General features: G+C 64.5%; 12 protein-coding genes. 5 read left to right on the top strand and 7 right to left on the bottom strand.

All coding sequences use genetic code 11. The features are described from left to right. Positions 1 to 260: 260 nt before the first annotated feature. From VWY34_RS05110 to VWY34_RS05090, 5 genes are all read right to left on the bottom strand, one after another. The gene (locus tag VWY34_RS05110; RefSeq protein WP_416544562.1) at positions 261 to 893 is read right to left on the bottom strand and encodes a queuosine precursor transporter; all 633 of its coding nucleotides are present in this window, start codon (positions 891 to 893) and stop codon (positions 261 to 263) included. Positions 894 to 1,026: 133 nt separating this feature from the next. Beyond that, complete coding sequence (locus VWY34_RS05105) at positions 1,027 to 1,956, bottom strand: esterase-like activity of phytase family protein (protein WP_416544561.1); 930 nt, start codon at positions 1,954 to 1,956, stop codon at positions 1,027 to 1,029. After that, positions 1,929 to 2,852 (bottom strand): penicillin-insensitive murein endopeptidase, encoded by a 924-nt coding sequence (gene mepA / locus VWY34_RS05100; RefSeq protein ID WP_416544560.1) that lies wholly within the window; start codon positions 2,850 to 2,852, stop codon positions 1,929 to 1,931. The genes VWY34_RS05105 and mepA overlap by 28 nt, the downstream gene beginning before the upstream one ends. Next, a complete protein-coding gene (locus tag VWY34_RS05095) occupies positions 2,849 to 4,270 on the bottom strand; it encodes an MFS transporter (RefSeq protein WP_416544569.1) in 1,422 nt (473 codons plus the stop codon). The genes mepA and VWY34_RS05095 overlap by 4 nt, the downstream gene beginning before the upstream one ends. Positions 4,271 to 4,381: 111 nt before the next feature. Then, positions 4,382 to 4,960, bottom strand: a complete 579-nt coding sequence (locus VWY34_RS05090; protein ID WP_340546401.1) for an acyl-CoA thioesterase — start codon at positions 4,958 to 4,960, stop codon at positions 4,382 to 4,384. 134 nt (positions 4,961 to 5,094) lie between these two features. On the opposite strand from VWY34_RS05090, the gene VWY34_RS05085 reads away from it, so the two are divergent. The 3 genes from VWY34_RS05085 (at position 5,095) to yaaA (ending at position 8,491) form a co-directional block, all read left to right on the top strand. Then, positions 5,095 to 5,382 (top strand): YggT family protein, encoded by a 288-nt coding sequence (locus VWY34_RS05085; protein WP_014873231.1) that lies wholly within the window; start codon positions 5,095 to 5,097, stop codon positions 5,380 to 5,382. Positions 5,383 to 5,582: 200 nt separating this feature from the next. After that, entirely contained in the window at positions 5,583 to 7,697 is a 2,115-nt protein-coding gene (gene recQ, locus VWY34_RS05080) for a DNA helicase RecQ (RefSeq protein ID WP_416544559.1), read from the top strand. A 29-nt stretch (positions 7,698 to 7,726) separates the two neighbouring features. After that, on the top strand, positions 7,727 to 8,491 hold the full coding sequence (gene yaaA, locus VWY34_RS05075) for a peroxide stress protein YaaA (RefSeq protein ID WP_416544558.1): 765 nt from the start codon (positions 7,727 to 7,729) through the stop codon (positions 8,489 to 8,491). 16 nt (positions 8,492 to 8,507) lie between these two features. On the opposite strand, the gene VWY34_RS05070 is transcribed toward yaaA, so the two are convergent. After that, entirely contained in the window at positions 8,508 to 10,838 is a 2,331-nt protein-coding gene (locus tag VWY34_RS05070; RefSeq protein WP_416540840.1) for a response regulator, read from the bottom strand. Positions 10,839 to 11,145: 307 nt separating this feature from the next. Between VWY34_RS05070 and VWY34_RS05065 the strand changes: the two genes are divergently transcribed. After that, entirely contained in the window at positions 11,146 to 16,455 is a 5,310-nt protein-coding gene (locus tag VWY34_RS05065) for an alpha-2-macroglobulin family protein (protein WP_416544557.1), read from the top strand. Between the two features lie 14 nt (positions 16,456 to 16,469). Continuing rightward, positions 16,470 to 18,539 carry a penicillin-binding protein 1C gene (gene pbpC, locus VWY34_RS05060; RefSeq protein ID WP_416544568.1) on the top strand — a complete coding sequence of 690 codons (2,070 nt, stop codon included), beginning with the start codon at positions 16,470 to 16,472 and terminating at the stop codon, positions 18,537 to 18,539. A 31-nt stretch (positions 18,540 to 18,570) separates the two neighbouring features. Here pbpC and VWY34_RS05055 read toward each other — a convergent pair whose 3' ends face one another. Beyond that, positions 18,571 to 20,631, bottom strand: coding sequence for a hypothetical protein (locus VWY34_RS05055; protein WP_416544556.1), 2,061 nt, complete (start codon positions 20,629 to 20,631; stop codon positions 18,571 to 18,573). Positions 20,632 to 20,644 lie beyond the last annotated feature (13 nt).

Below are 20,644 nucleotides of genomic sequence, written 5' to 3'. Positions count from 1 at the left end.
GGCATCGCGTGACGCAAAAAGGGCCGCCCCGACGGAGGCGGCCCTTTCCGAAAGTCTGTAAGAGCAAAGGCAGGTTAGGGTCTGAAACCCAGCCGGATGGCGACTGCCAGAGAGGGCTGCCTCAGAGGGCCGCCGCTCCGGTTGTTGCTACGCCTTGCTCCAATACCTTTCTTGACACTGGATCACCTCCTTTTCTCTCTGTTTCCGCTGTCTTGGATGGTGGCACGGAACTGGAAGATCTCCAAATAAAAAGACGGCTGTCAGTTAACGCTGGCCTGCGACCGTGTAAGACGCGCCACGATCAGGCGGAAGGGGACGAGCGCCAGCAGCGCCAGTGCCACTTTCACGCCCCAGTCGGCAACAGCAAGCGAGACCCAGAGCGGGGCGATGGGGCCAGTGCCGAGGATCGGCAGCATTTCACCGGCCCAGCTGACATCATTGCCGGGTTCCAGCCAGACCAGAGCGCCGGAAAAGGCGATGCTGAAGAACAGCGCGGTGTCGACAGTGGCGCCGATCAAGGTCGAGGCCAGCGGTGCCCGCCACCAGGCGCCATTGCGCAGGGCGGCAAAGATCGAGACGTCCAGCAGCTGTGCTGTGAGGAAGGCAAGGCCGGAGGCGATGGCGATGCGCAGGGTCACGAGGGGGCCGAATTCGCCCATGATCTGGGTGCCGATCAGCGAGCAGATGACGCCAACGACAAAACCGGCCAGCACCACCTTGCGAGCGGGTCCTGTGCCATAGACGCGGTTGGTCACATCGGTCACGAGGAAGGCGATGGGATAGGTGAAGGCGCCCCAGGTCAGCCATTGGCCGAACAGGAATTGCACCAGGATGTTGGAGGCCACAACAACAGCGGCCATGGCAAGAATGCCAGGAAGGTAAGAGCGTGTCATTTTGCAGTCCGTTTTTTAGACAAGGTCGCGGAGACTTGTTTCGCCGATGCGAAAGATCAGGCCCAATAGCGGAAAAGCCCCTGTTTGGGCAAGAGATTTGTCAGGTATTGCCTGCTGTCGCACCGGTGGTGGCCTAATCGGGCAGCCGGTATTCCACCAGTTCGGTGCGTTGCAGCGATTTGAAGTTGTCGTCGGAGACCATGGTGGCGCGCAGCGCGCCGCTGCTGTCGCGCCAGATCGAGACGCCCTCCAGATTGTCGTGCAGACCGAGACCGGTTTGCAGCAATGTGACCTCGCCGCTGATGCCATCGGCGGTGATGTCCCAGCGCCGCAGGCGGCTGCGAAAGCCGATGAAGCCAAAGTCGCGTTCCAGGAGGTAGAAGCGGCCGTCAGGGCCGAAATCGGCGCCCACAGGGAGGAATTTTCCCCGGCTCGGCAGATCAAAGGGACGGTCCCAGCGGCTGCCATTCCACCGCCAGACAGGGATATCTCCCGCCTCGGTCAGGGCGCGTTCCGGCAGCGTATAGAGATGGCCCTTGCCGTCGATGGCGAGGGCCTCCAGCGCCTTGTTCAGGGGCAGGCGGCGAAAGGCCTTTGGGCGGGGCAGCACCTCGGCGCGACTGTCGCCCCGGCGGTGCCGGGCCACGCGCGAGATGCCTTCAAAGGAGATGAAGAGGGTGCCGTCACGCGCGATGGCGAGGCCTTCTGCGTCGACGATCCGCCCGCGCAGGATCGCGCCGTCTGATGCGCGCAGCTTATGGGCCTCGGTCGGGGTGATGGCCTCGATGGGGTGCAGTGCCGCGGTTCCACGCTGAATGCGGGCGGTGACGATGGTGGCCCGATCGCTGACCACGGTCATCTGCGCCCCGTCCGGCGACAGCGACAGGGCGGAGAACCCGCCGAACCATTTGGCCGGGTGGGTCCAGCGATAGGCCGCGATGAACTGCGCCCCGCCCGGCTGTGCGGCCGAGGCGACGGGCCGATAGGCCAGCAGCGCCGTCAGAGAGATGGTCAGCGCCGCTGCCAGCCCGAGGCTCAGTTTGATTGCAGAACGGCGGCGCATTGCTGAGGCAGGTCCGAAAGAGTGTGTTCACGCCGGGGTTTGGGCGGCGGCGCATTGGGGTCGCGCGGTTTTGGCGGCGGCGGATTCAGGATGTCCTTCACCCACTGGCGCGCGTCATCGCAGCCGTCGCCGCGCGGGGGCGGATCCTGATCGACACAGCCGCGCGCGCCGGCCGGGCATTTCAGCCGGACGTGGAAGTGGTAGTGATGGCCATACCAGGGCCGGACCTTGCGCAGCCAGTCGCGGTTGCCCTTCTCGTCGTTGCACATCTGGACCTTGGCGCCGGGGAAAACAAAGATCCGCGCCACGCGGTCATCCTTGGCGGCGGCGCGCAGGATGGCGTGGTGCTGGGGTGACCAGCTGGAATTGGTGTAGGCACCATTGGCCCGGCGCAGGGAGATCGAGGAGATCTTCTCGCGTTCGGCGACGGAGAGGTCGAGGCGCTTGGCCGGCAGCATCCAGATATCGGCGTCCAGACCCACCTGATGACTGCGGTGCCCGGACAGCATCGGGCCGCCGCGCGGCTGGCTGATATCGCCGACATAGAGCCCGTTCCAGCCGCTCTGGCGGGCGGCAACGCGGCTCAGATCCTTGATAAAGTCGATGGTTTCGGGATGGCCCCAGTTGCGGTTGCGCGACAGGCGCATCGCCTGCCAGGTCGGGCCGGTCTGGGGCAGCTGTTCTGCCCCGGCCACGCAGCCCTTGGCGTAGGAGCCATGCGGTGCGGGTTTCTGCGCGGAGCCTGCGCGTTTGGCACCGAACAGCTGCTTTGCGGGTACGTCCGAGTTTGCAGAGCGGCTGACCACCGGATTGGCGGAGGGTGATCGGCTGTCCCCGGCGGGGGCGCAGGCTGTCAACAGGAGGGCGGTGAGGGTGATGTATCGACTGAACTTCAACTCTGGTCTCCTTCTGCATTGACCCAGCGCAGAACGATGAGCCCGATAATGAACAATAGAATAACCGGTGCAATGCCGAGGCGGGCACTGCCGGTGAGCGTGGTGGCTATTCCGATCAGGGCCGGTGCCAGAAAGGCTGTGGCGCGACCCGAAAGGCCATAAAGACCGAAGGCCTCGGTCGCGTTCTCGGGCGTGGTGTGGCGGACCATGAGGCTGCGGCTGGCGGCCTGAAGGATGCCACCAAAGCCACCGATCAGCACACCGCAGGCAAAGAAGACGGCGTCAGGCAGGCCGGAGCCTTCGGCGAGAGAGAGGCCAAAGAACTGGTCGCGGGACATGTTGACGACCAGGAAACAGACGGTTGTCAGGATCAGAATTGCGGTGGTGATGACCGGTTTCGGGCCAAAGCGGCGATCCGCCAGCCCGCCGAGCCAGCTGAACAGCGCCGAGGAAATCACGGCGATGATGCCGAAGACGCCGATCAGGGTGATTTCCCAGCCCAGCACCAGCCGCGCGTAAATTCCGCCAAAGGCATAAAGCCCGTTCAGCGCATCCCGGTAGAGCATCGAGGAGATCAGATAACCGGTCAGGCTGGCGCGATGGCGCAGGCTGCGGACGGCGCGACCAACGGAACGGATGGCATCGCCAAACCGCCCGCGCGCGCCGGTGATGGCATCGTCGCGCACCCAGCGGAAATAGGGGATGATAAAGAGCGCAAACCAGATCGCTGTCAGCGGACCTGCGGCGCGGGTGCCTTCGTGGGTCTCCGCATCCAGCCCCAGAATGGGATCAATCCCGATCAGGGTTTTGCCATTCCCCTGTTCGACGAACAATGTGAGCATCAGGAAAAGCGCGATCACCCCGCCAAGGTATCCGATGGCAAAGCCGGTGCCTGAGATGGTGCCGACGTCTTCCTTGTTGCCGAGAGAGGGCAGCTGCGCATTGACAAAGATCAGCGCAAATTCCGCGCCGATAAAGCCGAAGCCAAAGCTGATGAGCATCCACCAGAGGTTTGATCCGTCCGGATCCATGAACCACAGGCCCCAGGCGCCGGTCACATACATCAGCGAAAACATCATGATCCAGGGCATTTTGCGCCCGGAGATATCCGCAAGCGCGCCCAGAAACGGCCCGCCAAGGCCGATCATCAGGCCGGTGATGGTGAGGCACATCGACCAGACCGTCTGCGCCTGCGCCTTTGCCGCCTCATCCGCGAGGCCCTGGGTCAGGTAATACTCGGCGGCAACGGCTGCGAAGAAGGGCGCAAAGACAAAGGTGACCAGCAGCGTGTGATAGGGCTGACTGGCCCAGTCAAAGGCCCACCAGCCCCAGATGCGCTTGCGCATGGATATCTGCGTCATGCCTCGTCGTCCCTCGCCCGATGCCTGTCGTGGTCTTTTGTCGTTACCTTTTGGTATGACAGGCCGGTATGGGGTTAGGCAAGCGTGTCCTGCGTTGACCTGTGGTAGATCGCGCTGGTCCTTCGTACAGCCATATGCTGTGCGGTCGGATGCTGCGGCGGGCCGACCCTAGCCGTTTTGGAGGGTTTCGGGCGCCGCAGGGGCAGGATCCGCCATCATCGGTGGCCAGGGGCGGCCTGCGTCCGCCTCGCACCAGGCCTTGATCCAGGCGGGCATCTCGGGGGCGAGGCTGTCGGTGCGACCGATGGTTTTGAGCACCTCCTGCGGTGCGACGATCCCCTTGGCATCGGTGATGGCGGTGCGCAGCATCACGTGGCTGGCGCAGTCGCCGTTGGATTTCCACATGGATTGTTCCAGATAGATGAAGCGATCGTCCCAGGCCACTGCCCGGCTGCGCATCTCGAACCGTTCAAAGCCGCGGATGCGGCGGCGAAACCGCACCGTGGTGCCCGCAACCGTCATGCCCCAGCGACGGCTGCGCAGGGCGCCGATCAGGCCGACACGCTGAGCCAGCATGGTACGGCCCAGATCATAGAGCGTCATCGCACGGCCGTTGTTGAGCTCCATCCAGATATCCAGATCCCAGGGCCAGCAGATGTGGCGGGAAACATGGGTGTCGGTCAGATCCAGCGGCGGCATCCGGCGGGCAACCAGCAGATCCTTGATCAGGCGGACGATGGGAAACATGGGCGCGCTCTCCTGTGTGATGTGCCCGTGTTGCCATCTGTTTACAGCGCGTCAACCGCAACCTCGCGGCAGTCTTGCGATTTTGCGCGGGCGCGCTTACCTGTGGACAGGCTCCAAAAAGGGAAATCAAAGAGATGCTGTCGCTGTTTCAAATTCTGATGCTGATCCTGGACATCGTCTGGTTCTTCATCATCGCCCATGTGATCATGAGCTGGCTGATCAATTTTCAGGTTCTGAACCTCAATCAGCAATTTGTGGCGCAGGTCTGGTATGGTCTGAACCGCTTGTTAGAGCCGCTTTATGCGCCAGTGCGCCGCATTTTGCCCAATATGCAGGGCCTTGATCTGGCGCCGCTGGTAGTGCTGATCGCCGTTTATGCGCTGCGGATTATTCTGACCAACAATATCGCCATGTTCTATTGAGCCAATGGGCCGAGGCGCGGCGATCGCTCTGATCGCGGCGCGGCGATTGATGCGGATGGACCGCCCAGGCATCGGCCTGCGGCGGTCTTTTCGGTGCCACTTGTCTGACGGTCGGGGGTGCGCACCCTTGTGGGTCGAATCCCGTTGTGGGATTGTAGCTGCCAAGACGAGCAGATCACAAAACGAGGCCCCCAGCCCCCATGTCCGCATTGCAGCCGGAAATGACCGCTCCGACCGGGGCGACCTCCACTGGCACATCCGTCACCGCTGCCTGTGCTACTGGCGCGACGCCGCTGTTGCGGGAAATCTTTGGCTTTGACGGGTTTCGCCCGGGGCAGGAGGAGATTGTCGACGCCGTGACCGCCGGTGAAAATGTGCTGGCGATCATGCCGACCGGCGGCGGTAAATCCCTGTGCTTCCAACTGCCTGCTCTGCTGCGTGAGGGGGTCACGGTGGTGATCTCGCCGCTGATTGCATTGATGCGCGATCAGGTGCGGGCGTTGCAGGAGGTTGGCGTGACCGCCGGGGCGCTCACCTCGGGCAATACCGACGAGGAAACCGATGCGGTCTGGCAGTCCATCGAGGAGGGGCGGCTGAAGCTTCTTTATATGGCACCGGAACGGCTGGCCTCCGGGGCGGCGATGGGGATGCTGCGGCGGATCGGTGTCAGCCTCATCGCGGTGGATGAGGCGCATTGCGTCAGCCAGTGGGGCCATGATTTCCGCCCCGATTACCTGCGGATTGGTGAATTGCGGCGGGCGCTGGACGTGCCGCTGGCGGCCTTTACCGCGACCGCAGATCAGGAAACCCGCGAAGAGATTGTCGAGAAGCTGTTTGATGGTGTCGCACCGCGCAGTTTCCTGCGCGGCTTTGACCGGCCCAATATCCATCTTGCCTTTGCCACCAAAGACAGCCCGCGCCGTCAGATACTCGAGTTTGCGGCCGCCCGAAAAGGTCAATCCGGCATCGTCTATTGTGGGACACGTGCCAAGACCGAAGCGCTGGCGACGGGGCTGCGCGAGGCGGGCCACGCCGCCTGTTATTATCACGGTGGCATGGACGCCGAGGACCGGCGCGGGGTGGAGACGCGCTTTGCCCGCGAGGACGGTCTGATCGTTGTGGCCACGGTGGCCTTCGGCATGGGTATCGACAAGCCCGATATTCGCTGGGTCGCCCATGCGGATCTGCCCAAATCCATCGAGGCCTATTATCAGGAAATCGGACGCGGTGGCCGCGACGGCGCGCCTGCCGAGACGCTGACGCTGTTCGGGCCGGAAGATATTCGATTGCGTCGCAGTCAGATCGACGAGGGTCTGGCGCCGCCGGACCGCCGCAGTGCAGACCATGCCCGGCTGAATGCGCTGCTCGGACTGGCCGAAGCGCTGAAATGCCGCCGCCAGACCCTGCTGGCCTATTTCGGCGAGGCGGCTGAGCCCTGCGGCAACTGTGATCTCTGCGACCAGCCGGTGGATGTGTTCGACGGCACCACGGCGGTGCGCAAGGCGCTGTCGGCGATCCTGCGAACGAACGAGACCTATGGATCGGGACATCTGATCGACATTCTGGTGGGCAATGCGACCGACCGGGTGCGTGACAAGCGGCATGACGATCTGTCGGTCTTTGGCTGTGGCAAGGAATATGGCAAGCGACAGTGGCAGGCGGTGTTCCGGCAGATGATGGGGCATGATCTGGTGCGCCCCGATCCCGAACGCCATGGCGCGCTGCGGATGACCGAGGCGGCGCTGCCGGTTCTGCGCGGTGAACAGGACATTGCGCTGCGCCGCGACACCATCAGCTCTGCCAAGCGCAGCCCTGCGGTAAAGGCGCTGGTGTCGGATGAGGACGCGCCGCTGTTGTCGGCACTGAAAGCCAAGCGGCGCGCGCTGGCCGAGGCGCAGAAAGTGCCGGCTTATGTTATTTTTGCGGATCGCACGCTGATCGAGATGGCCGAAACCCGGCCCGATACGCTGGATAAAATGGCGCGGATCGGCGGTGTCGGGGCGAAGAAACTGGAGCGGTATGGCAGCGATTTCCTGTCGGTGATCACCGGCGAGAGCGCGGCGCTGCACCCGATGCGGCGCAAGCTGGCCGGGCGCGATGCCGGATCGGTTTATGATGCGTTGATGGCTGTGCAGGCGGAGCTGGCGCGGGGCAGCGACGGAACCGAGAAACCGCTGAGCTGTTCTGCGGCGCAGCTGGCGAAGCTGGCGCAGGTCCGTCCGCAGACTGAAATCGCCATCACAAGGCTGTTAGGCGAGCGCCGCGCGGAACGTTTTGCAGCGGCGTTTCTGGACGTCTTGCGCGGCGCGGGCTAGGTCTTGTCCAGAACAGATGGGGGCAGAATATGCTGGTAGTGACTTCTCCGGCCAAAAAGCTGGACTGGAGCGAACGCGACGTTGAGATGACATGGCCCGCCATGCACGACGCGGCGGTGGATTTGGCATCCGTGGCGCGCGATCTGTCGGTCGCCGAGCTGATGAAGCTGATGCATATCAGCGAGGATCTGGGCAAGCTGAACTACGACAGATTTCAGAGCTTTACCGCCGATCCGGGCAACGATGCCACGCGCCCGGCCGCGCTGGCCTTTGCGGGTGACACCTATCAGGGGCTGGAGGCGGGATCTCTGGACGCGGAGGAAATGGCCTGGGCGCAGGACCATTTCCGCATTCTGTCGGGCCTCTACGGGCTGCTGCGGCCGCTGGATGCGATGCAGGCCTACCGGCTGGAGATGGGATCGCGGCTGAAGACGGCAAAGGGCAAGAATCTCTATGACTACTGGGGGCGGGACATCTCTGATGCGCTGAATGCCCAAGGTGAGGCCATGGGCAGCGATGTGCTGGTGAACTGCGCCAGCCAGGAGTATTTCGGCGCGGTTGATCGCGAAGCGCTGGCGCTGCGGGTCGTGACGCCTGTTTTCATGGAAGACAAGAACGGCACGCCCAAGGTGGTGAGCTTTTACGCCAAGCGGGCGCGGGGCGCGATGGCGCGCTACATCATTCAGAACCGGCTAAGCGATCCTGCGGCGTTGCTGGATTTTGACAGCGGCGGCTATCGCTACATGCCGGAGATGTCGGAGCCGGATCAGCCGGTGTTCCTGCGCACGGGCTGAGCGAGGCCGGTGCAGATCAGGCGGCGCCGGTCTGGGTGAGGTCGTCATCCGCCAGCGGCGCCGCCTCGGCAGGCAGATAGGCGTGAATACGTTCGTGGATCAGCGCCTTGCGCAGGGGTTTGGTCAGGTAGTGATCCAGACCTGCGGCGAGTATCCCGTCTGAATCGCCGGCCATGGCATGGGCCGTGAGGGCGACAACCGGCGTGTAGATGCCGGTGCCGTGTTCCAGCGCGCGGATTTTCTGCGTTGCCTCCTTGCCGTCCATCACCGGCATCGAGATATCCATGAAAATCAGGTCAGGCTGGAAGGACTGATAGGCCTCCACCGCCTCAATCCCGTTGCTGGCAAATTGCAGATCTATGTTCAGATCTTTCACCATTTTGCGGAACACAAGCTGATTGGTCCGGTTGTCTTCTGCTGCCAGAATCCGCATCAGCCGGGGCGTCGGGGTGGCATCGACCGCCGCGGCGATCGGGGCCGGAGCCAGGGTCGGCGCCACGGTCGGGGAGGGCGCCGGGGCCGTTGGCTGCGCTGACGGCAGCGGTGTGGCCACCGTGTCGAGCACCTGAGGTGTGGCTGCAACCGGCTCAACGATATCTGCGGCACGCGCCGCTGATCCACGCTTGGGCAGGTCGACAAGCCGCTGGAACAGCTCGTCCCGCTGGATCGGTTTCAGCAGCACGCTGTCTGTCACGGATTGTACAACCGCGTTGCTGGCTGCTGTGGGGTCGCTGCTGAGCATGAGGATCGGCACACTGGCAAAGGAGCCGGAGCGCAGTTTGCGGGCCAGTTCGACACCATCCTGATCGGGCAGTTGTTCATCGCAGATGACCAGATCGACGTCCTCAGGCATCTGTGCAATTGCGGTGGTGCCATTGTCAAAGACCGTCACATCCAGCCCCAGCGTCGCCAGCTGTTTGCTGAGCACGTCGCGCATGACCGATTGGGACTCGATAACCACGACCTGACACAGCCCCTTGGGCAGCGTCGGGATGCTGGTTGAAGCGCCCTCTGCCAGTGGCAGCTCCATGCGGAAACCGAAGCAGGACCCCTTGCCCTCCTCGCTTTCGACCCAGATCTCGCCGCCCATCAGTTCAATCAGCCGCTTTGAGATCGCAAGGCCAAGGCCGGTGCCCTCAAACTGGCGATTGCGCTCATCCTCGACCTGATTGAATTCGCCAAAGATGTCCTGCACCTTCTCTGCGGGGATGCCGATGCCGGTGTCTTCGATGGTGACATGGATCGAACAGATCTTGTCGTCAGCATTGGAGATGCCGGTGATTTGCAGGGCAACATGACCTTCTGAGGTGAATTTCACCGCGTTGCCGACAAGATTGGTGAGCACCTGGCGAATGCGTCCGGGATCCCCGACGAAGCTGGTTGGAAGGAACAGATCGTAGTCCAGCAGCAGTGTCAGCCCCTTGTCCCGTGCGGTGGGCTGAAGCAGCATCAGCACCTCATGCACACTGCGCTCCAGATCAAAGGGTTCAGGGTGCAGCTGCAGTTTCTGCGCCTCGATCTTGGAATAGTCGAGCACGTCATTGATGATGACCAAAAGCGCCTCGCCGGAGTTTTTGATCGTGTTGGCGTAGAGCTGTTGTTCCTCGTTCAGATTGGTGTCGCTGAGCAGCTCGGCCATGCCGACAACACCGTTCATCGGGGTGCGAATCTCATGGGACATATTGGCCAGGAAGGCGGATTTGGCACGGTTGGCGGCCTCGGCCCGCTCGCGGGCGGCCTCAAGCTCCTCCTCGTATTGGACGGTGGAGGTGATATCGAGCGCCAGGCTGACCATATCGCCGCCATGGCCGCGCTGATCCAGCAGCCGCAGGTAGCGGTCGTCCCACATCCGTACGACCACAGGTTCGGGGGAGGGCGACAGCCAGCGCTCCGACATCTGGGCGCGCCAGTGATCGGGATCCTGTTCTCCGGTGTTCACCAGCCCCTCATCGGTGAGAATCTGCAGGATCCGTACGTAGGAGACGCCCGGCGCCACTTCCTCCAGCCCGTCGAACAGGTCGAGATAGGCGCCATTGGCGCCGATCAGTTTGCTGTCGGCATCAAAGAAGGCAAAGCCGTCCTGAAAGGCCTGGATCGAATGCCAAAGCCGTCGCTCGGCGCGCTCAACCTTTTCGTTGGCGGTGGACAGGTCCGATTTCACCTTGGCGTTTTCGTCGCGCACCGTCGCGACTTCGGCCTGGGTGACGCCGATCTGGCGGGTCAGTGCCAGCGCATGGCGCCCGAGTTTGCGGTTGGCTGCCGAAAGTTCCGCCTGCTTCAATTCAAGCAGGCGCTCCGCCGCGAGACGCGCGCGTCGTTCTTCCGTCAATCTGTCAGCAAGGTTCATCCCTGCGAACTCCACATAAAACCAACACGACCTGTCTGCCCTACTTTGGCGGGCAGAGATTAAATTGAGATTAGTTCATCTGTTACGTTGCGATATCTTGCTATGGCGTTAACCCCGTGCCAGCCTCTTGGCAGGTCTGGAGGGTTCTATTGTGCGTGTGCCTGTTTCATTTGTTGTACTTTTGTGCGGTTGGCTTGTTCAACCATTAGTTGTTTTCGCTGACTCAATTTTTCCGGAAACGCGCTATGTCATTCAGCGCGACACCGATCATTTCGGGGCCGATCTTGGGCCGCTTTTTGACACCGATATGCGCAGTTGCGCGCGGGCTTGTTCGGCACAGACCGATTGTGTCGGGTTTGCCTTCAACAGCCGATCAAACGCCTGTTTCCCAAAATCGGCGATGGATCAGCCGTCGCCCTATGACGGGGCGTTTTCAGCGCATAAGCTTCTCGCCGGTGCGGCAGAGAAGCAGGCGGCCAAACAGCGCGCCGCGGCCTTGCAGGGGCTGGAGGTTGCGGATCTGGCTGCGGTGTCCAAACAGGCAGAAAACCTTGGCCTGCGCTTTCCAACGGGTGGATCCAGCGTTGAGGATCTGATTGCTGCGGCGCAGGGGGCGCCGTCGGCAGCGGCGCTGCGGTGGGTTGCCGAGGCTGTGGTGCTGAGTGATCGCGGCGATCTGTGGCTGGACTATGCCCGCAGGCTGCTGCGTCAGGAACTCAACGGATCCGCTCAACGCCGCGCCCATGAAGAGGCCTTTGCCGCGGCGCTCAATGCCTATCTGCGCAGTTCGCAGCCGGCGGCGCAGGCGGCCGGATTGATCACCGCCGCAGAGGCGTTGGAACAGCTGGGGCGGGGACGTGCCGCGCTGGCGGTTCTGCGGCTGGCGGCAGATCGTGACACCAGCGCGAAACTGTCACTGCGTCTGGATGAGGCAATTGCCAAATATGGATTTCGTGTCACCGGGAGCCGGGTTGAGAGCGACAGCGCATCGCCCCGCATTTGTGTCGAATTTTCTGAAGATTTGGTACGCAGCGGGATCGACTACAGCGACTTTGTGAAACTGGCCGATCCGCGTCTGGTTGCCGAGTCGACCGCGCGCGAGCTGTGTATTGACGGTGTGGAGCATGGCACCCGCTACCGGGTGATGCTGCGGCGCGGGCTGCCGGCGGCAACCGGCGAGACATTGGCCAAGGATGTAACGCTGACCCACTACGTGCGGGATCGCGCCCCCAACGTGCGTTTCTCCGGGCGGTCCTATGTGCTGCCCAAGGGAGATCAGGTGGCGGTGCCGGTTGAGACGGTAAACGTGACCACGCTTGATCTGCGCCTGCGCCGTGTGAGCGATCGCAACCTGCTGCGAACCCTACAGGAGGATTATTTTGCCCGGCCGCTGTCGCAGTGGCAGGATGAACATTTCGCCAGCGATATTGCCGAGGAAATCTGGACCGGCACCGCGGAGGTCCAGCAGGATCTGAACCAATCGGTGACCACACGGCTGCCGCTTGATGAGGCGCTGGCGGATCAGCCGGTAGGTCTTTATGCGCTGAGCGCGCAGGTTCCGGGGGCCGATCCCTATGAGGCGCCTGCGGCAACCCAATGGTTCGTGCTGACGGATCTGGGTTTGAGCACCATGCTGGGCAGTGATGGGCTGCATGTGCAGGTACAGGGACTGGCAGATGCCGCGCCGCGCGCGGGCGTTCGTTTGCAGCTGGTGTCCAATGCCAACGCGGTGCTGGGGACGGCAGTCAGCGACGCTGACGGCTATGCCCGTTTCGACGCGGGGTTGACCCGTGGAGAGGGGGCATCGGCTCCGGCTGTCATCATGGCGCTGAGCGGCGAGGAGGACGCGGCGGAGGTCGATTTTGCCTTTCTCTCATTGCGGGACGCCGCCTTTGATCTGTCGGACCGAGGGGTGGAGGGGCGTCTGGCGCCGGGTCCGATTGACGTGTTCCTGACCACTGATCGGGGGGCTTATCGTGCGGGTGAGGTGATTCATGCGACCGCCCTTGCCCGTGATCCGAGGGCCGAGGCGCTTCCGGGCGTGCCCTTGATCGCGGTTCTGAACCGCCCGGACGGGGTCGAATACGCCCGGGTGGTTTCCGATCAGGGGGCGCTGGGCGGCCATGTGTTCCGCCTGCCGATTGGCGATACGGCACCGCGCGGAACCTGGCGGTTGTCGATCCTGTCGGACCCCGAAGCCCCGGCGCTGGCCAGCAGGCAAATTCTGGTCGAGGATTTTCTGCCTGAACGCATTGATTTCACGCAAGAGCTGGCGGCAGGAACCGACCAAGGTCTGCGTCCGGGCACAAGCGCCCCCTTGCGGATCGAAGCGCGGTATCTGTTTGGTGCCCCGGGCCGCGACCTGACTATCGAGGGCGAGGTGACCCTGCGCCCGGCGGAACAGGTGAGCGGTTGGACGGGCTATCGCTTTGGTCGCCATGACGAGGTCGTCGCGCCGCAGAGCCGCTATTTCGGCGGGATGAGCACCGATGCCTCGGGTCTGGGCGTGGTTACCGTGACACTGCCGGAGATTGACGCGCCGGGTCAGCCTCTGATTGCGGAGGTGACCACCCGGCTGGCCGATGGAGGCGCGCGACCCGTCGAACGGCAGATGACTGTGCCCATGCAGCCTGACGGGCCGGTGATTGGTATCAAGCCGCTTTTTGAAGAGGTCGTCGCAGAGGGCGATGCGGCGCGGTTCTCGGTGATTGCGCTGGCCCCGGACGGTAGCACGCGGGATATGCCGGTCACATGGAGTTTGAACCGGGTGGAAACCCGCTACCAGTGGTATCAGCTCTACGGCAACTGGAACTGGGAGCCGACCACCCGGCGCAGCCGGATCGCGACGGGTGAGGCAACCCTGAGCGCGGCGACGCCTCTGGTGCTGGAGCAGCCGGTGGACTGGGGCCGGTATGAGCTGGTGATCGAACATCGGGGCACGCCCTATGTGGCGGCTTCGACCGATTTCTATGCAGGGTGGTATGTGCCTGACGAGGGGGCTGATACGCCCGACCAGCTGGATGTCTTTCTTGATCGCGACAGTTATCAGCCCGGCGATACAGCGCGGTTACGGCTGGTCACCCGCGCGGCTGGCACGGCTCTGGTTTCGGTGATGTCGAACCGGTTGATCAGCCGTCAGATGGTCGAGGTTCCCGCCGGGGAGACGGTGATTCCACTGGCAGTTGGTGCCGACTGGGGCAGCGGGGCATATGTCTCGGCGATGGTGGTGCAGCCGCTTGCTGGCAAAGCGGATCAGACCCCGACCCGCGCATTGGGGCTTGCCCATGCTCGCGTCAATCGCCCGGGCCAGGCGCTGAAGGTAACCTTGGACCTGCCGGAGGTGGCCCGCCCCCGCCGGACACAGCTGGCCCGCGTCGAGGTCGCGGGGGCCGCTCCCGGTGAAGAGGTCTGGCTGACGCTGGCGGCGGTTGATCTTGGGATTTTGAACCTCACCGGGTTTCAGAGCCCGGACCCCCTGGCGCATTACTATGGCCAGCGGCGGCTCGGGATGGAGCTGCGGGATCTTTACGGTCGCCTGATCGAGAGTGGCAACGGTACCTTGGGCCGGGTGCGCTCCGGCGGCGATGCTGGGGCGGGGATGCGACTGCAGTCGCCGCCTCCGACGCAGGATCTGATGGCGGTGTTTTCCGGTCCGGTGAAGGTCAAGGCCGATGGAACGGCCGAGGTGCCGATCGCGCTGCCAGCGTTTAACGGCACGGTTCGGGTGATGGCTGTCGCCTGGTCGCAAGATGCGGTTGGACAGGCGGAGCGGGACATGGTGGTGCGCGATCCGATCGTGGTGAGCGCCAATGCCCCGCGTTTTCTGGCGCCCGGAGACAGCAGCCGGGTTCTTGTGGAGCTCACTCATGCAGATGGGCCCGCAGGCCAACTGAGCCTTGCGGCGCGGGTCCTTGGCGGCGGGCTTGAGATCGGGACATTGCCGCAAGTCCTGGAGCTGGCCGATGGCGCAGATACCACCCTGATGCTGCCGGTCGAAGCGCTGGCTGTCGGAGATCCGGAGATTGAGCTCGCCGTGACGACACCAGAGGGCGAAACGCTGATCCAGACGCTGCGCCTGCCGGTGCGGGCCAATGATCCGATGATTGCCACGACCAGACGGTTCAGGCTGGCGGCGGGGGATAGTTTTCTGTTCTCATCTGACGTCTTTACCGGGCTGCGACCGGGCGGCGCGCGGGCAGTGATGTCCGCGGGGCCGCTGGCGCGGTTCGACGTGCCGGGTCTGCTGACGGGCCTCGACCTCTACCCCTATGGCTGTACCGAGCAGATCACATCCCGGGCGCTGCCCTTGCTGTATCTGTCGTCGGTGGCACAGGCTGCCGGGTTGGGTGACGGGCCGCAGGTCGCCGCCCGGATTGACAGCGCCATTCAGCAGGTGCTGTCGCGGCAGGCCAGCAATGGCGGTTTTGGTCTGTGGCGCGCCGAAAGCGGTGATTTCTGGCTGGACGCTTATGCCAGCGATTTTCTGAGCCGCGCGCGTGTGCAGGGCTATCAGGTCGCTGACACCCGGTTCCGGCAGGCCTTGGACAACCTGCGCAACCGGGTGAATTATGCCCCCGATTTCGAGAATGGAGGTGAGGACATCGCCTATGCGCTGCTGGTGCTGGCGCGCGAGGGGGAGGCGGCGATGGGCGATCTGCGCTATTACGCCGACGTTAAGGCTGCGGATTTCGCCACACCCCTGGCCGTTGCCCAGATCGGGGCGGCGCTGGCGGCCTATGGCGATCAGCGCCGGGCCGATCAGATGTTTGCCCGGGCGGCCTCTATGTTGCAGGGGGATGATCCCGATCCGACCCTGTGGCGCGCCGACTATGGCAGCCAGCGCCGCGATCAGGCCGGTGTTCTGGCCCTGGCCAGCGAGGCCGGTTCGCAGGCGGTGGACAGCCGTCGTCTGAGCGCGGGCCTGAAAGCCGATGGCCGGCTGCTGTCCACGCAGGAAAGCGCCTGGACGCTGATGGCGGCTCATGCGCTGATCGAGGGCGGTGGTGGCTCCGGTCTGTTGGTCAATGGACAGGCGACGGACGGGCCATTTGTTGAGGTCTTGGATGGAGATCAGGATCGCGATCCGATGGCGCTGACGGCGGCCACGGGCAAGGAGGTCGATATCACCCTCACCACCCTTGGCGTTCCGCTGGTGGCGGCGCCGGCAGGGGGAACTGGCTACAGCATCGAGCGGAGCTATTACACACTGGAGGGCGAGGCTCTGGCTCCGGATCAGTTCACGGTTGGCGACCGCTTTGTCACCGTGCTGCGGGTGGTCCCGTTTGAGCCGGGTGGCGCGCGGTTGATGATCAATGATCCGCTGCCTGCGGGGCTGGAGATTGATAATCCCAGCCTGCTGCGATCCGGTGATCTGAGCGGGCTAGACTGGCTGACGCTGAGCGACGCGCGACATGCAGAATTCCGTGCGGACCGGTTTCTGGCGGCTGTCGATCTGCGGAGGGGCGGCGACGACGAGGCCGGGTCGCCGGTGACGCTGGCCTATGTGGCGCGGGCGGTGACGCCCGGTCTGTTCCACCACCCGGCGGCGTCGGTTGAGGATATGTACCGGCCCGCCAGCCGGGCCCGCACCGGCACCGGGCGCGTGCAGGTCCGGTGATCCGCGCGCCAAAGATGCGGCTACGGGCGCGCTCCTCCTGGCGGCTGCTGGGAGGGGCGGCTGCCCTATGCGTGACCATTGCTGCGCTGGGATTGGGGGTCGAGACCTGGATCGCCCGAACGCCGATGCCCGCAACACTGGCGGAGACAGCCACCGAGGTGCGCGACCGAAACGGCCAGTTGCTGCGGGCCTATCCGGTTGCCGATGGGATCTGGCGGATGGCGGTGCGGCCGGATCAGGTCGACGCCGGCTATCGCGCGATGCTGCTGCGCTATGAGGACAAGCGGTTCTACGACCATGGCGGCGTTGATGCGCTTGCTCTGCTGCGGGCGGCGGCGCAGGCGGTGTGGCAGCGGCGTGTGGTCTCGGGTGGCTCGACACTGACGATGCAGGTGGCGCGGCTGCTGGAGGATGGCAGCACCGGGCGCTGGGCAGGAAAACTGCGCCAGATTCGGCTGGCGCTGGCGCTGGAACGGCGCCTGACCAAGGCGCAGATCCTTGAGTTGTATCTGGTTCACGCGCCCTTTGGTGGCAATCTGGAAGGCGTGCGGGCGGCGAGCTATGCCTGGTTCGGCAAGGAGCCGTCGCGGTTGTCTCCGGCGGAGGCGGCGCTGCTGGTCGCCTTGCCGCAGGCACCGGAGGCGCGCCGCCCGGATCGCGCTCCGAAACCTGCAGAGATGGCCCGCAACCGGGTATTGGCGCGGATGGCAGCCGCAGGCGTCTTGCCGGTGGAGGCGGCCGAGGCTGCGCAGCGGGCGCGGATCCCCCGGCAAATGCGCCGCTTCCCGCAGATGGCCGCGCATCTGGCGGATCGCGTGATAGCCGAGACGCCGGAGCTTGCGCGGATTGATCTGACGGTGGAGGCCGGATTACAGCACCGGCTGGCGCGGCTGGTGGCGCAGACCGTCGCGCGGCAGGACGCCCGGCTGTCGGCGGCGGTGCTGGTGGCCGATCACCAGAGCGGCGAGATCCTCGCCTCGGTCGGCTCAGCCGGATATCAGGATGATCTGCGACAGGGGTTTGTGGATATGACCCGCGCGGCGCGTTCGCCGGGGTCCACGCTGAAACCGCTGGTCTATGGTCTTGCCTTTGATCAGGGGCTGGCGCACCCGGAAACCATGATCCACGACGGGCCTATTGATATCGACGGGTATGCGCCACAGAATTTTGACGGAGGTTATCGCGGCGACCTGCGGATGCGGCGTGCGCTGCAATTATCGCTGAATACGCCGGTAATACGGGTGATGCAGGCGCTGGGTCCGGCGCGGTTGATGTCAGCCCTGCGGCGCGGAGGCGCGCGACCGCAGCTGCCCGGCGGCAAGCCGGGACTGGCGGTTGCGCTGGGCGGGGTGGGCCTGTCGCTGCATGATCTGATGCAGGTCTATGCCGGGCTGGCGGCGGGCGGGCAGGGGCCCCGGTTGCGGGTGCGTATGGAGGCGCCGTTTGAACGGATGCCACGCCTGTTGAGCGAGGTCTCAGCCTGGCATCTCACCGATGTTCTGCGCGATGTGCCGCCGCCAGCAGGTGCGCCTGCTGGCGTGCTGGCCTATAAGACAGGGACGTCCTACGGGCACCGCGATACCTGGGCGATTGGCTGGGATGGTCGCCATGTGGTTGGCGTCTGGCTTGGCCGGGCCGATGGCACGCCGGTGCCGGGCGCCTTTGGCGCGGAGCTGGCGGCCCCACTGTTGTTTGAGGCCTTCGGGCGGCTCGGGACCGGTTTCGCACCGCTCGCTCCGGCGCCTCGCTCGGCGTTGCGGGTGGCCACTTCGGAGCTGCCGCTGCCCTTGCAGCGCTTTGACGGCGGTCGGGCGGGTGGCCAGCCCGCTGACGCGGTGCAGCTGGCGTTTCCACCGGACGGTGCGGCGCTGATGCTGGCAGAGGATGGACAGGTCACCCTGCGGATCAAAGGCGGCGAGGCGCCGTTTCTGGTGCTGGCCAATCAAAAGCCGGTGGTGACCGGCGCCCGCCGCCGCAGCATTGGTCTGCCGGGGATGGAGCGCGGATTTTCAACACTGGTGGTGGTTGATCGCAATGGTCGCTCCGATCAGGCCCGCGTGCGGATCACCCGCCCAGGTGAGTAGCGCAGATCCGGCACCCCGCAAAGGCTGATGGTCACCGCCGCCCTTCGCGCAGCCAGCCTGCGAGAATCGCCGCGCTGGCCAGCAGCAGCACCAGCCAAGCGGGAAGCAGCGGCGTCTGGTTGACCGAGACGGTGCGATAGGCGTCGCGCGGGGTCAGTCCGATCCAGCCACGTCCAGCGGCAACGCGTCCCTCGCGCACATCGCGCAGGCTCGGGATACCGTCGTGCAGCGCGCGCACGCCGCCACGGGTCTGGGCCACGGCGGCGGCCATGATATCGCCGGTGGCAATGGTCTGTTCAAATTCACGCGGCGCCGCAGGGCCGAGGCCGATGACGGTGGACTGGCTGCCTTCTTCCAGTCGGTAAAGACCGGGTTCCGGCCCCTCGTAGCGGCCTTCCCAGCGGCCGGGCGCCGTTTGCGTCATCGTGACGGTGACTGTGCTGCCATCGGGGTTTGTGACAGTGACATCGCCGACATCTTCGCCCAGGCTGCGGCGCTGGATGCGCATACGCTGCCCGGTTGCCTCGGCTGACAGGACGTCCTCTTCCAGCTCGGGCTCTTTCATCATCCAATGGGCAAGGCGCCGCAGCAGCTCAAGCTGCGGGCCGCCGCCTTCGTATCCCCGGCTCCAGAGCCAGGCATGATCGGAGGCCAGCAGCGCCACGCGCCCCTCGCCGACCCGGTTCAGAACCAGCAGCGGGCGGTCATCCAGGCCGCTCATCAGGACATTGCCCTGGGGGACGTCGACTTCGATCTGCCGCAGCCAGCGGCCCCAGTCGGAGGCGCCGGTGAGATCGGCGGTAACCGGGTGGCGCTGGCCCAGATCGGTGATTTCCGGGCGATAGGCGCGCTCCAGCACCCGCGCCGAGGGGCTGGCAGGCAGGATGCTGGCCAGCGGAGAACGATAGATGCTGTCGGCGCTGGCAAAATCCGGCCCCGCCGCCACCAGAACCGCGCCGCCGCGTTCAACATAATCGGCCACATTGTCGAGGTAGATCGCCGGCAGGATGCCGCGCCGTTTGTAGCGATCAAAGATGATCAGATCGAAATCATTGATCTTTTCCAGAAACAGCTCCCGCGTTGGAAAGGCAATCAGCGACAGCTCATCGACCGGTACCCCGTCCTGTTTTTCCGGTGGGCGCAGAATGGTGAAATGCACCAGATCCACCGCGCTGTCGGATTTCAGCAGATTGCGCCAGGTGCGCCCGCCCGGATGCGGCTCGCCCGAGACCAGCAGCACGCGCAACCGATCGCGCACCCCGTTGATCTGGACCAGCGCGGCGTTGTTGCGATCGGTCAGCTCGCCCTCGGCGGTGGGGACGGTGAACTGGATCACGTTGCGCCCCCCATGTGGCAGGGTCAGTGGCAGGTCGAAATCGACACCGACAGGCAGGTTGAAGCGCTGCGGTTCGGCGCCGCCGATGGAAATCGCCAGCTCTGCCAGATTGCCGGTTGCGGGGGCCTCGCCCTGATCCTCGATCCTGAGGGTCAGGGTCACGGGTTCACCGATAATGGCAAAGCTGGGGGCGTTCTTGACGATCAGCCGCCGGTCCCAATCGCTGGGGCGACCGGTCAGCAGCAGATGCAGCGGGGCAGGCAGGGCCGGGGTCTGCGCAATGTCATGGACCTGGCCATCGCTGAGCGCGATCATCCCGGCAACCCGACCGCGCGGCACATTGGCAAGCGCCTCGGCCAGTGCGCCCATCAGCAGGGTGCCACTGTTGTCGCTGCTGCCATCACGCGGCGGGACGCTGTCGACGGCAATCCAGCGAACCTCGGTGTTCGGGCGCTGACTGAGGGCGGTCTCCAATGCGGCACGGGCGGCCCCTGTCTGGTCGGGGCGGTCGGACAGGGCCTGGCTGGCGGTCTTATCCTCAAGCACCAGAACGATGTCACTGAGCGCGGCGCGGTCTTCGATCTGGTACACCGGGCCGCTGAGGGCCGCGATCAGCACCAGAGCGGCGAGCGCACGCATCGGCCATCCCGCAAGGCGTTTCCAGACCGCCAGAGCCAGCACCGCAACCGACAGCGCCGCAAGCAGGCCGATCAGCGGCCAGGGGACCAGTGGGTCAAAGAGGATGGTCTGTGTCATCTGTCCAGCCTCA

This window comes from Phaeobacter sp. JH20_02, from assembly GCF_048056915.1.
Lineage (GTDB): Bacteria > Pseudomonadota > Alphaproteobacteria > Rhodobacterales > Rhodobacteraceae > Phaeobacter > Phaeobacter bryozoorum.
This window is presented reverse-complemented; position numbering and strand designations above follow the sequence as displayed.